At 57.3% G+C, this 12,696-nt stretch carries 13 protein-coding genes and 2 tRNA genes; 7 read left to right on the top strand and 8 right to left on the bottom strand.

From position 1 onward, the window contains the following. Positions 1–10: 10 nt before the first annotated feature. Together dnaK and grpE are read right to left on the bottom strand one after the other, a co-directional pair. A complete protein-coding gene (gene dnaK / locus RCI_RS13835) occupies positions 11–1,882 on the bottom strand; it encodes a molecular chaperone DnaK (RefSeq protein WP_012037073.1) in 1,872 nt (623 codons plus the stop codon). A gap of 7 nt (positions 1,883–1,889) precedes the next feature. Then, positions 1,890–2,423 (bottom strand): nucleotide exchange factor GrpE, encoded by a 534-nt coding sequence (gene grpE / locus RCI_RS13830; protein WP_012037072.1) that lies wholly within the window; start codon positions 2,421–2,423, stop codon positions 1,890–1,892. A gap of 620 nt (positions 2,424–3,043) precedes the next feature. On the opposite strand from grpE, the gene RCI_RS13825 reads away from it, so the two are divergent. Next, entirely contained in the window at positions 3,044–3,769 is a 726-nt protein-coding gene (locus RCI_RS13825; RefSeq protein ID WP_012037071.1) for an RAD55 family ATPase, read from the top strand. Between the two features lie 21 nt (positions 3,770–3,790). Here the strand turns inward: RCI_RS13825 and RCI_RS13820 are convergent, their stop codons facing one another. Further along, positions 3,791–4,216 (bottom strand): PaaI family thioesterase, encoded by a 426-nt coding sequence (locus RCI_RS13820; protein ID WP_048198685.1) that lies wholly within the window; start codon positions 4,214–4,216, stop codon positions 3,791–3,793. A gap of 186 nt (positions 4,217–4,402) precedes the next feature. On the opposite strand from RCI_RS13820, the gene RCI_RS13815 reads away from it, so the two are divergent. Beyond that, complete coding sequence (locus tag RCI_RS13815; protein WP_048198683.1) at positions 4,403–5,023, top strand: hemerythrin domain-containing protein; 621 nt, start codon at positions 4,403–4,405, stop codon at positions 5,021–5,023. A 120-nt stretch (positions 5,024–5,143) separates the two neighbouring features. Continuing rightward, a complete protein-coding gene (locus RCI_RS13810; protein ID WP_197535226.1) occupies positions 5,144–6,028 on the top strand; it encodes a UbiA family prenyltransferase in 885 nt (294 codons plus the stop codon). Between the two features lie 13 nt (positions 6,029–6,041). Here RCI_RS13810 and RCI_RS13805 read toward each other — a convergent pair whose 3' ends face one another. Beyond that, entirely contained in the window at positions 6,042–6,818 is a 777-nt protein-coding gene (locus RCI_RS13805; protein WP_048198681.1) for a class I SAM-dependent methyltransferase, read from the bottom strand. Positions 6,819–7,145: 327 nt separating this feature from the next. Between RCI_RS13805 and RCI_RS17405 the strand changes: the two genes are divergently transcribed. Both RCI_RS17405 and RCI_RS13800 read left to right on the top strand, forming a co-directional pair. Continuing rightward, positions 7,146–7,556 (top strand): M20/M25/M40 family metallo-hydrolase, encoded by a 411-nt coding sequence (locus RCI_RS17405; protein ID WP_081477359.1) that lies wholly within the window; start codon positions 7,146–7,148, stop codon positions 7,554–7,556. Then, positions 7,534–8,598, top strand: coding sequence for a M20/M25/M40 family metallo-hydrolase (locus RCI_RS13800; protein WP_231844858.1), 1,065 nt, complete (start codon positions 7,534–7,536; stop codon positions 8,596–8,598). The genes RCI_RS17405 and RCI_RS13800 overlap by 23 nt, the downstream gene beginning before the upstream one ends. 18 nt (positions 8,599–8,616) lie before the next feature. Here the strand turns inward: RCI_RS13800 and RCI_RS13795 are convergent. Both RCI_RS13795 and RCI_RS13790 read right to left on the bottom strand, forming a co-directional pair. Further along, a tRNA-Ile gene (locus RCI_RS13795) sits at positions 8,617–8,712 on the bottom strand. A 115-nt stretch (positions 8,713–8,827) separates the two neighbouring features. Beyond that, positions 8,828–8,923: transfer RNA gene (locus RCI_RS13790), tRNA-Ile, on the bottom strand. 111 nt (positions 8,924–9,034) lie between these two features. Between RCI_RS13790 and RCI_RS13785 the strand changes: the two genes are divergently transcribed. Both RCI_RS13785 and RCI_RS13780 read left to right on the top strand, forming a co-directional pair. Continuing rightward, positions 9,035–9,961: a TIGR00269 family protein gene (locus RCI_RS13785; protein ID WP_012037064.1), complete on the top strand. Its 927-nt coding sequence runs from the start codon at positions 9,035–9,037 to the stop codon at positions 9,959–9,961. Between the two features lie 50 nt (positions 9,962–10,011). Then, complete coding sequence (locus RCI_RS13780) at positions 10,012–10,650, top strand: hypothetical protein (RefSeq protein WP_148266642.1); 639 nt, start codon at positions 10,012–10,014, stop codon at positions 10,648–10,650. Between the two features lie 167 nt (positions 10,651–10,817). Here RCI_RS13780 and RCI_RS13775 read toward each other — a convergent pair whose 3' ends face one another. Both RCI_RS13775 and RCI_RS13770 read right to left on the bottom strand, forming a co-directional pair. Then, a complete protein-coding gene (locus tag RCI_RS13775) occupies positions 10,818–12,248 on the bottom strand; it encodes an RtcB family protein (RefSeq protein ID WP_012037062.1) in 1,431 nt (476 codons plus the stop codon). Positions 12,249–12,259: 11 nt separating this feature from the next. Further along, positions 12,260–12,679: an archease gene (locus tag RCI_RS13770; RefSeq protein WP_012037061.1), complete on the bottom strand. Its 420-nt coding sequence runs from the start codon at positions 12,677–12,679 to the stop codon at positions 12,260–12,262. Between the last annotated feature and the right edge of the window lie 17 nt (positions 12,680–12,696).

Genomic DNA, 12,696 nt, shown 5'->3' with positions numbered 1-12,696 from the left:
CCGTTTCTATTTATTTCTTGTCGTTGACGACTTCGTAGTCGGCGTCCACGACGTTGGGGTCTTTGCCAGGGTTACTGCCAGACGCCTGCTGGCCGCCGGACTGCTGCTGCGCTGCCTGCTCTGCTGCCTGTTGCTGCTGGTACTGCTGCTGGGCAGCCTGGTACAGGACTGTCGCCACTTCGTTCATGGTCTTGGTCAGGTCGGCGGTGGCAGCCTTGATCTTCTCGATGTCGCCGGTCTTCTGGGCTTCGCGCAGAGCATCGGAGCCCTTGGTGACGCGCTCCTTCTGGTCTGCGGTGATCTTGTCACCCGCGTCTGCGAGGGTCTTCTCAGCGGAATACAGGAGAGTGTCTGCCTGGTTCATGACCTCGGCCTTCTCCTTCTTGGCCGCATCTTCTGCCGCGAACTTTTCGGCATCCTTGACCATGCGCTCGATATCGGACTTGTCCAGCTTGGTCGAGGCGGTGATGGTAATCGCCTGCTCCTTGCCGGTGCCCAGGTCTTTTGCCTTGACGTTCAAGATGCCGTTGGCGTCGATATCGAAGGTGACCTCGATCTGGGGGATGCCCCTCGGTGCAGGGGGAATGCCGATCAGGTGGAACCTGCCCAGCGTGGTGTTGTCGTAAGCCATGGGTCTTTCGCCCTGGATAACGTGGATCTCTACAGAGGTCTGGTTGTCGGCCGCCGTGGAGAAAACCTGGCTCTTCCTCGTCGGGATCGTGGTGTTGCGCTCGATGAGGCGGGTAGCCACGTTACCCAGCGTCTCGATGCCGAGGCTCAGCGGGGTGACGTCAAGCAGCAGCAGGTCTTTGACCTCGCCTGCCAGAACGCCGCCCTGGATAGAGGCACCCATAGCGACGCACTCCATCGGGTCGATGCCCCGCTCCGGCTCCTTGCCGAAGAACTTCTTGATCGTCTCGATGATGATGGGCATCCTCGTGGGGCCGCCGACCAGGATGATCCTGTCGATCTGGTTTGCGGTGAGCTTCGCGTCAGAGATCGCCTGCCGCATAGGGGCATAGCAACGCTCGACGACTTCTCTTACCAGCTCTTCGAGCGTGGCGCGGGTAAGCATCATATCGAGGTGCTTCGGGCCGCTTGCGTCGGCTGTGATGAAGGGTAAGTTGACCTGGGTCTGCAGGGTGCTGGAAAGCTCGATCTTGGCCTTCTCTGCCGCATCCCTGAGCCTCTGCATTGCCATCTTGTCGTTGCGGAGGTCGATGCCCGTGTCCTTCTTGAACTGGCTGGCGATGTAGTCGATGATCTTGTTGTCCATGTCGGTGCCGCCCAGCTGGGTGTCGCCCGACGTGGAGAGTACCTCGAACACGCCGTCGCCCATCTCCATGATGGTGACATCGAGAGTGCCGCCGCCCAGGTCGAAGACCAGGATCTTCTGGCTGCCCTTCTTGTCGAGGCCGAAAGCGAGAGCCGCTGCGGTCGGCTCGTTGATGACACGGAGGACTTCCAGGCCGGCGATAGTACCCGCATCCTTGGTAGCCTGACGCTGGTTGTCGTTGAAGTACGCCGGCACCGTGATGACTGCCTTGGTGATCTTCTCGCCGATGTACGCTTCTGCGTCCTGCTTGATCTTCTGCAGGATCATGGCAGAGATTTCCTGCGGAGTGTACTTCTTGCCGTCGATCTCCACCTTGTAGTCGGTGCCCATCTTCCTCTTGATTGCTATGATGGTACGCTCAGGGTTGGTCACGGCCTGTCGCCTGGCGGCTTCGCCTACCAGACGCTCGCCGGTCTTCGTGAACGCCACCACCGACGGGAACATCCTGGCGCCTTCGGCGCTGGGGATGATGACGGGCTTGCCGCCCTCCATAATCGCCGCTTCCGAGTTGCTGGTCCCTAAGTCAATTCCTAGAATTTTGGACATTTGCAATCTACCTCTTAGATACTTTCACTTTCGCACAGCGAATGACTTTTGAATGTAACATATAGCCTCGCTGGAACTCGTCGAGAATCGTGCCCTCCTCGACATCCTCCGAAGCTTCCTGCATCATCGCTTCATGCAGGCGTGGGTCGAATTTCTTGCCCACCGCCTCGATCGGCTTCAGGCCATGTCTGGACAGCGTGGCCGACATCTGGGCGTAGATCATCTCCAGTCCTTTGGCCATCTGTCCGTCGCCCGACTTCTTTGCGTTTGCAACGGCACGTTCCATGTTCTCGTACGCGTCGATGAGCTCGAGGATGAGCCCTTCGTTAGCGTACCGGACGACGTCTTCCTTTTCCCGGGCAACGCGTTTCTTGTAGTTCTCGAAATCCGCCTGCAGGTAGCGCAGACCGGTCAGGTACTCCTCCACCTGTCGTGTCAGGCGGGCGACTTCGTCGCCTTCGTTCGGTTCCTCGGCTGTAGCTTGCTCTTGCCGATTAATCTTTTCAGATTCATCCCCTCCGGGGACGCTTTTCGAGTCCATACATGCCCTCCGTAGCCCGGTTATTATATAGACGGGTTTAACGTAATGTTTGCACTTCTATATATAGTTTATCGTACAACCGATCGTGTAATTGCGCACCGTAAACGGTGCGATCACCGTCCACGGTACGATCACCGTTCACGGCGTGGTTCACGATATCTGCATGAGTGCAGATGCAGCCCCGTGAGCAGAAAACGATAGTCCTTTGTGAAACTTTTTCTACAGTCCGGGGACTGTACAATATGTTTCAAGAATGACCATTAATCCTGCAACAACCCATTACTTCAGAGTATAAATTTAAAGAGACAAAGCATAAATATTTTCCAGCGCCGCCAGTTTTTCCGGACGCTGACAACTAAAGCAGATAGATTTGGACGCTCCCGGATAGCCCATCCATGCCCTGCCCTGCCAGCGAAAACCCTCCAACCATAAGGCTTTTTAAAGAAGAACGGCAATTGCTATTATAGTCTTTCTTGAAACATGGTATACAGTCCGGCAGGTTGTATCCCCGGCTATGCGGGGGCTGCTGAAAGGCTGTATAGTTTCATAAAGGACTATATTATAGCAGGGACAGGTAACTACCCTGTAACCGCATACTGAAAAATGAATGGGTTGCCACCATGGAACGCGTTTCGACAGGCATAGATGAGCTGGACCAGTTTATCAGCGGAGGCTACCCCCGGGGAAAAAGCGTGCTCGTAACAGGGACTCCCGGATCTGGCAAGACTATTATTGCCATCCACTTCATCTACAGGGGCTGCCAGGACGGTAAAAAATGCGTTTATATAGCCACTGAAGAAGAGCTGGAGGACATCCTGCATCAGGCGGAGAGCATCGGCCGGGACATCAGGCCTTTCTACGAGTCCGGCCAGCTGAAGATCATTAAGCTATACGAGGAGAGAGCGTACACCACAATTCAGACGATGTCCCTGGGCTTTGAAAAGATCGACAGCCTGCAGTCGGACATCATCAGCCTGGTCGAGAAGATCCCGGGAGAGACAGACCTGGTCGTCATCGATAACCTCGGCGTGTTTACCCTGAACATGTCCATGGATGAGTTTCGAAAACAGCTGGATACCCTCAACCTTTTGCTGGGCAAGCAACACTATACCTCATTGTACATAATGGACGACACGTCCAACCGCCGCACGGAGGGCGTGGCATCCTACTCCGCATATGGCGTGATCCGCCTCTCCATCAAGGAGAATCCGTACACGAACCTGAGAGAGCGGCACCTCGAGATCAGCAAGATGAGGGCGACAAGCATCCCGCTGGAGAGCTACGCGTTCAACATCACGTCCGAAGGCATCATGATATTACAAAAGAAGGGTGTCTGGTCCCTTTAGGAGCCAGAGAGGAACAAAAGATCAGTGCTGAGCCTTCATCTTGATCAGGTCATCCATGGTCTCCTTTTTCCTGTAGGCCATGCCCTGGAATATGGCGATAAGGCAGCCGTTCTCGTCGGTGATGTCGATGGCGTAGGTGCCGATGCGGCCGCCCAGCGACGTTTCCCGGGCGGTGGCTGTAAGTACGCCGGTCGATGAGGGTTTCACATATGAGATGCTGCAGTTGATGGCTACCGCCACGGTGCCATGAGAGTTGCAGGCTGAGGCGAAGGCATAATCGGCCAGCGTAAAGATGACGCCGCCGTGGACTGTCCCGATGCCGTTAAGGTGGTGCTTCTGAATGACCATTCTGGCCTTCGAGCTTCCGCCTGCCGCCTCCAGCAGCTCGATGCCGCAGTGCTGTGCAAATAGATCATTGTCCCGGAAATATTGTGCAACGTCAGCCATGATGATTCGATGCCAGATTGTGAGGCATCTATAATAACAGTTGTTACGTGCGATCACAGACAGGCATGTACGCATACCCTTAGTGCCCATACTTGTGTGATGGCGTGCCGGAAGTCCGGATTGCTGCGATAACTGCAGGATATTATTTAATAAATTTGTCAGAATACTTGTTCTGGAGTGATTATTATGGCGCAGATGATGATGAAGAAGCCACCGTCAGGACTTGAGGATGGCATCGAGAAGATCTCGGCGACGCAGGAGTTAGGCCTGGAGCACGCCCTGCTCGACCGGATTATGCTGGCTATGAACCATACTATCAGGATGGCCGGAAAAGGCTCAAAATCCAGTCTCGAGCCCTGCGTCAGGGGATGTGAGCTCATCAAGCAGGTTGTAGACAAGCACCACATGGTGATGGAAGAAGAGGAAATCTACCCCAGGTTCGAGAACACTAAACTGGCAGACCTGGCCAGGGTCTTGAAAGATCAGCACACCGAGATGCGCAAGATGGTCGCCAGGATGGAGAACCTCGCCAGCAAGGGCAGCGACGTCGACGAGCTGAGGAATACGTTCATGGACTTCCACGACATGGTCATGGCTCATGCCGCCTGGGAGGAGACCTGCCTGTTCCCGTGTATGGAAGGCACCTGGTCCCAGAGCGACCTGGACAACCTCAAGGAGACCCAGGAGAAGCATGAAAAGAAGCTCCTCGGGGAAGACGCTACCATGAAGATCTACGGCATGGTCTCAGAGCTGGAGTCTTCGGCTGGCATCAGTGGCCTCAAGGACTTTACCCGCAGAGCGAAGTAAATCACTTTTTTACAGAGAGCCATCCCTCACAGGGATCGGCTCCTGTACCTGGCTTGCCGGCTGAACCTACGGCAAAGATTATGTTCACGCCGCCTTTAGGGATAGCAGACAGTGGTAAGGATGGCAGACGCAGTTATTGTTCGAGCTGGCATGGCAAAGGCCAGAGCCCTATCAGATCTCGTGAGGACGGAGCTACCCCTCTCAGCAGGCATATGTGTGGTGGCGGGAGAAATCCTGGCGCTGGGCGGGCTGCCTTCGCTGCCTGTCGCCATCCTGGGCTTCGCTACGGGCTTTTTCATCTCAGGCTCGGCAATGATCACTAACGAGTACTTCGATCTCGAGGTCGACCGGATCAACCACCCGGACAGGCCGTTGCCGTCCGGCAGGGTCAGTATCCTGGAGATGGCGGTAATGGCGGCACTGTTCAGCGTCGCCGGCCTCGTCGCTGCGGCGCTGTTAAGCCCCCTGCTTCTCGCTGTTGCCGTCCTGCTGCTGGTGATCGGCATCCTGTACAACTGGAAACTCAAAGAGTCGGGCCTGCCGGGAAACATGATGGTAGCAGTCTCTGTGGGTATGACGTTTATATGCGGAGGGATGGCTGCCGGCCGGCCGATGGACGGAGTTGTCTGGACCTTCGGCGCCATGGCATTCCTGTTCGATCTCGCCGAAGAGATAGCGGGGACTGCGATGGACATGGAGGGCGATCGGCAGAGGGGCGCGAGGACGCTTGCCCTGATGTACGGCAGGCAGCCCGCGCTGCGAGCATCCATGCTGCTGTTCGCAGGGTTCATCGGGCTCAGCCTGCTGCCGTACCTGGCAGGCTGGCTGGGATACGGCTACCTCGCCGCTATACTGCTGGCGGATACAGCCATCGCTTACCTGGCCTTCGGGCTGTACAGGAGCCTGACACCGCGGGAAGGCCGGGCGAAAATGCGCCGGCTCTACCTGACGATGACGGATATGATCGTCGTCATATTGCTCCTGACAGCCGCTAACCTTGCCTGACCTGCGACACTCGTTAAAACCGGTAACGCAGGTGCCGGATCAGCCTCCGGTAGAAGCCGAGCCTGCCCATTACGCCGGACGTCACGCGCTGAAGCCGGGACACGGATAACCGGTCGACGAGCTCGGGCATGGTCAAAAAGGAGACCGAATCTACCAGCCTGAGACCGGGAACCTGCTTTTCGAGCTCCAGGGGATCGCCGATGCCCCAGGCCAGAGTAATGCCTGACGCCCTGACGGCCGGGACCAGAGATATCAGCCGTGTCATCAGCCTGCTGTAAGCGTCGAACACGAACTCGCCGGCCGGGAATGTCCCGGTGATTCGCCTGAACAGCGCCAGCGCCGCATCTTCCGAAAGGTACATCACCAGCCCTTCGGCGATCACCAGCACCGGCCTGTCAGACGGGACCTCTTCAAGCCACCGCAGATCCGTGACCGAAGAGCCGATCATGGCGTAATTTTGGCGCTCTGGATACAGGCGCCTGCGCAGCTCGATCACGTCCGGGTAGTCGATGTCGTACCAGAGGACCGAAGCCGGAGGGTCGATCCGGAAAACCCGGGTATCCAGGCCGCAGCCCAGGTGCAGCACTGTCGAAACCGGGTTGGCGGCGATGAACTCCCTCGCCCAGCCGTCCAGGTGCCTGGCCCTCATGGGGAGAGTGATGTGGCCACCCCTCTCAAACCCAAGCCTGGCAAAATCGTAGTCGATCCGTTTGACGGCTTCGTCTGCGAACTTATCGCCCAGGATGGGGTGCTCTACCCTGTTATCCAGCGCTTTGCCGTACAACGTCATAAGAGACGTTTCCTTCTCCTTCGTCAGGTGAACTTTTTCCGTATCCGTTGTTGAGACCTCCTAAAAAGCGCCGGCAGAGTCGGCCACTATCGCGGCATCAGGCGTTTTTTAACACGCATTTATGTCCTAATGTCGCTAATTAAGGTTGCGTGTGCATACGGACCATAATTACAGAAAGGTAACCGGCGCATACCGAGAGCCTTGAGCCGATCAATAAAACCGGCCGCCGGCCACGCAGTATTCAGGTAGCAGGCAGGACCGGCCGCCATTATTGTAAATTAACTATTTCGAGCCGGTGTTTTAACTTTACCAGGGACTGCGGATTACATGCCAGTAAGTGCGTCCACAACCAGGAAACCGGAAGATAGCCGGATTGTGGTCCCCGGGCGAGTGCTGGATATCCTGGCGCGGAACCGGGGCCGTTACCTGAGAGAGCTGGCAGAATTTCTGGAGATCCCGAGCGTCGGCGCAGATCGGCGCCATACAGCCGATATGAGAAGGGCGGCGGAGTGGTTCCTGGCAAGGGTGGAGCGGTCGGGCTTTTCTGGAAAAGTGTTCGAGACACGGGGACATCCGATAGTCTACGCGGAGCGTTGGCCGGAGAAAGCAGCGCCGACACTGCTCGTTTACGGCCACTATGACGTCCAGCCACCCGGGCCTCTGCATGCCTGGAAAACTTTGCCTTTCACCCCGGTCGTGAAGGATGGAGCTATATATGCCAGAGGGGGCAACAGATAACAAAGGCCCGGTGCTCACGTACCTGAACACCATGGACTCCATCATAGCCGCCGAGGGCACTCTGCCCCTCAACGTCAAACTGCTCGTGGAGGGGGAGGAAGAGATTGGCAGCCCGAATATTGAGCGGTTTGCCCGGGAGCACCGGAGGATGCTGAAGGCTGACACCCTCGCGATGTCGGACACAACCCGGTACAGTACCAGGGTTCCAGCTATCCACTACGGGTACCGCGGCCTCGTCAACATGCAGATCGAAGTGACCGGCCCGGTCTTCAGCGTACACTCGGGCGTATTCGGCGGCATCGTAAGGAACCCGGCTATGGTGCTGGCCAGAATCCTGTGCCACCTGAAGGACGATGACGGCAGGGTGACGATACCGGGCTTTTACGATCACGTCAGGAGAGTGGAGCAGTGGGAGCGGAAAGAAATGGCTAATCTGCCGGTTGACGACGTAGCCCTGAGAAAATACCTGGGCGTGGACACGCTGGCACCTGAACAGGGCTACACCCTGCTGGAAAGCAGATACGTTCGCCCGACGCTGGATGTCACAGGCATATCAGGCGGCTACGAGGGAGAAGGCATGAAGACTATTATCCCCCATAGAGCCGGTGCAAAGGTGAGCATACGACTGGTGCCGGATCAGAAGGCGGATGTGATAGGGCCGCTGGTCGCAGACTACATATGCTCGCTGGCACTACCCGGCTCCAGGGTAACGATCCCACACTGGTATGGAAACGACCCGATGCTCACCCCCACCGACACTCCGGCGATGGCGGTGGCGAAGCGAGCCATCGAGTACGGCTTCGGCCGGCGGCCGGTCCTGGTCCGGTCAGGCGGCACAGTAGGAGCGGTGACAGCGCTACACAGGGAGTTAGGCATCGAGAATATCCTCATGATGGGCTGGAGCAGCCCGGAAGACGGCGCTCATGCACCCAACGAACATTTCAGCCTTGAAGACTTTGACAGAGGCATGAAAACGGTTGCAGCTCTGCTTTACGGGCTGGCACAGCTAAAAGAATCAGAAATGACCAAAATTAGCTCATGAATAGTTTATTGTAAGTGATGGGCCCGCTGCGATTTGAACGCAGGACCTCTCGGTTATCAGCCGAGCGCTTGTCGCTGCTTTTGAGCAGTTCCGACCTGGCTAAGCTACGGGCCCTGAATGACCTGCTCATTTATCCCTTGCCCTTCCTTGCATGATACAGCACGATATGTGTAGCGATTCATGGTAAAAGGCAGGATAACGAGCTCAATATTTTTCCGTCGTGAGATGATGGGCCCGCTGCGATTTGAACGCAGGACCTCTCGGTTATCAGCCGAGCGCTTGTCGCTGCTTTTGAGCAGTTCCGACCTGGCTAAGCTACGGGCCCGACATCTCTGTAAAAGGTACTACTACTACATAAAAGTTATGGGCGAAAGCACATGTTTACACGCCTGAGTACGACAGGTATATAAAACCCGTATGTGATCATTACCCCGCAATGAAGTGCGATAAGTGCAACCGGGAAGCGGTCATATTTCAGAGGTACTCCGGGATGCATCTTTGCGGCCCCCACGAGGTCGCCGACGTAGAGCGGAAGATCAAGCGCAGGATGCGGAAGGAGAGGATGGCGAAGCCAGGCGATCACATAGCCGTGGCTATGAGCGGCGGCAAGGACAGCGCTGTCACCCTTTCCATACTGGTAGACACGTTCACCACCAGGTCTAACATCAAATTCTCCGCCATCACTGTCGACGAGGGCATCGAAGGCTACCGGAACGAGTCGATCCCGTACGCGAAAGAGCTCTGCGACCGCCTGGGCGTGCCCCACTACGTCGTCTCGTTCAAGGAAGAGATCGGGCACACGCTGGACGACATCCTCAGCCGGGAGCGCAAGGAAGCGTCCTGCACCTATTGTGGCGTCTTCCGCCGTACTTTGCTGAACAGGAAGGCGAGAGAGATCGGCGCCAACAAGCTCGCCACAGGCCACAATCTAGACGACGAGGCACAGGTAGTCCTGCTGAACGTCATGAACGGAGACGTCGAGCGTCTCGCCAGATTAAGGCCCTCAAGAGCCCAGGAAGGGCTGATCCCCAGGATCAAGCCGCTGATCGACGTGCCGGAGAAGGAGATCGCACTTTACGCATTCCTGAAGAAGCTGCCGTTCTACATGGGCGAATGCCCGTACACCAGCGAATCGTTCCGGGGCGAGATCAAGGACATGCTCAACGACTTCGAAGCCAGGCATCCGGGCACGAAGTACTCCGTCCTGAGCGGGTTCGAGAACATGATCGACTGCTTAAAGGAAAAATACCCCCAGGTACCCCTGCATAATTGCGAGGTCTGCGGGGAGCCGGGCATCCAGGGCGTCTGTCAGGCCTGCAAACTTAAGAAGCGGGTAAAGATCGACAGGGAACCGGAAGCCTGAAGCTCCTTATTTTGATAATAGTTTTTAGCCTGCCAGTGAACAGTATGTGTATGGCCGGCGCAGTTGAGGTAGAGAAGATCATTCAGGAAATGGGCGAGCCCTATTCATCGATACTCGGGATCGACCTGAAGCGGGGAGACCCTGAATGGCTGAAGTGGTTTCTGGCTGCATTTCTCTACGCGAAGCCAATTCAGGAGGACTCCGCAGCCGAGACCTATCGGACGCTGGTAGCCAGCGGCCTGACCAGCGCCGCCGCCATAGCAAGCATCGACCGGGACCTGCTGGTACGACTGCTGGACGAAGGCGGCTACGTCAGGTATGACGAAAGCACCGCAGACCGGCTGATCGCAATTTTTAGCACGCTGCAGCAGCAGTACGACGGCAAGTTCAGCCGCCTGTATGCCGCTGCCACAGACAGCCGTGACCTGGAGGAACGCATCAAAGCCCTGGGCAAAGGCATCGGCCCCGTAACAGTCTCAGTGTTTCTCCGGGACATGCAGGCAGTCTGGCCCAGGGCAGACCCCGAACCCACGCCCAGAGAGAAGGAAACAGCAAAGGCGCTGGGAATAGGCGACATCCGACAGTATGCCCGCGACCACAGGATCGACAGGGTCCGGCTTGAGACAGCATTACACCGGTACTCCCGTAAGCTGCGGAGAGGCCGGTGCATAAGCAAGAAGAAAAAATGAGATATTCTCGGCCCCGGGAGGCCTCGGTTTTAAATCGCAAAGTCGCAGAGGCGCAACGACGCAAAGTTTTATTGATATGTCTTTGCGTCGTTGCGTCGTTGCGCCCTTGCGAATTAAGTACAAGGGGGTCTGTCGCCGAGAATTGCTTTGACTGTTGTATATCTCCCTTATCCTTTGGCCACTGCCAGCGGCACGAGCCGGGCGACCTTTCGGGAGATACCCAGCCTGTGCACTACTTCGACCACCTCGTCTATGTCCTTGTAAACTTCGGGGGCCTCTTCGGAGATCGCTGCGGCGCTGGGGGCCTTGACGATGATGCCCCGCTCGGCGAGCTCGCGCTTGATCTCGTTGCCGTGGACCTCTTTCTTGGCGGCAGAGCGGCTCATGACTCTGCCTGCGCCGTGGCAGGTGCTGCCGAAGGTCATCTCCATGGCGCCCTGCGCTCCCACGAGGACGTAGGAGGCGCTGCCCATGCTGCCCGGGATGATCACGGGCTGGCCGATGTCCCGGTACGTGGCGGGCAGTTCCGGCCTGCCGGGTGCGAAGGCCCTGGTGGCGCCTTTGCGGTGGACGCAGAGTTTTTTCTTCTCGCCGTCGACCGTGTGCTCTTCGTACTTGGCCACGTTGTGGGCTACGTCGTAGACGAGGTCCATCTTCAGGTCGGTGTGGAATTGCTTGTTGAAGGCTTCCCTGACCCAGTGGGAGATCATCTGGCGGTTTGCCCAGGCGTAATTGGCACCGGCGGCCATCGCCGCAAAGTAGTCCTGTGCCTCTTTTGAGGTCAGCGGGGCACAGGCCAGTTGTCTGTCGGCGAGCTTGATGCCGTACTTGCGGGAAGCCTGCTCGAGCGTCCGGACGTAGTCAGTGCAGATCTGGTGGCCGGCACCCCGGGAGCCGCAGTGGATCATGACTGTGATGCCGCCTTCCTCGAGGCCGAAAGCCTTTGCCGCAGCTTCGTCGTAGATCTTCTCCACGTGCTGGATCTCGAGGAAGTGGTTGCCGCTGCCGAGCGTGCCGAGCTGAGGCTTGCCCCGGTCCCGGGCTTTCCGGGATACTTTTGCCGAGTCGGCGCCCTTCATCTCGCCGTTCTCCTCGCAGTGCTCCAGGTCGGCTTTCACCCCGTAGCCGTTCTCTACCGCCCACCGGGCGCCGTGGTTGAACACCTGGGTGAGGACGTCCTCGGAGGCCCGGAACTTCGACTCCGAGCCCACGCCGGATGGCACTTCCCGGTAGAGGCTGTCGATGAGGGCGTCAGTCTTGCCCTGCACGTCCTCGAATCGCAGCGGACTACGTAATAGTCGGACGCCGCAGTTGATGTCGAAGCCTACCCCGCCGGGGCTTATCACTCCATTTTCCATGTCGAACGCGGCGACGCCACCTATGGGGAAGCCATAGCCGACGTGGGCGTCTGGCATGGCCATGGAGTACTTCTGAATACCGGGCAGCGTGGCAACGTTAGCCACCTGCTGGATCGCGTCCTGCTCCAGGTCTTTGACCAGCAGATCGGACAGGAATATCCTCCCCGGGACCAGCATTCCGGGTTTGGAGTCTATCGGCAGTTCGTAGATATCTTCTCTGACCTTGACTAAATTAACCATGATCGCACGCCTCAGATGTCCAGTAAAACTTGTGCTTCGTACTTAGAATTTTTCTTCTCTACCCGCAGATCGTGGTAGGTGACAGCCTTAATATGCAGGGAGACTTCGTGTTCGGGACGAACGGCCTCTCCGTAAGCCCGGCCGCTCAGCTCGTAGCTGCCGTCGCTGCCGGTGATCCGGACCTCGAACCGGGAGAAGACCAGACGCTCCACTTCGGTCAGGTAGAGTAGCTCGGATAGCCAGTCGTACAGCAGGTACTCCAGCGACTCGGCTGTCAGGCGCACTTCCCGCTCCAGCTCCGGCTTCACCCTGCCGGGATCTACGATCAGCGCAAACGTCGCCCTGGCGGCGTTGACGAACGCCTCTTCCAGTGTAGCTCCGTAAGCGATGAACTCGGCGTCAGCCGTGTGCTCGAGGTACTCGTAATCCATAAAAACGCCTTATAAAA

This window comes from Methanocella arvoryzae MRE50 (genome assembly GCF_000063445.1).
Classification (GTDB): domain Archaea; phylum Halobacteriota; class Methanocellia; order Methanocellales; family Methanocellaceae; genus Methanocella_A; species Methanocella_A arvoryzae.
This window is presented reverse-complemented; position numbering and strand designations above follow the sequence as displayed.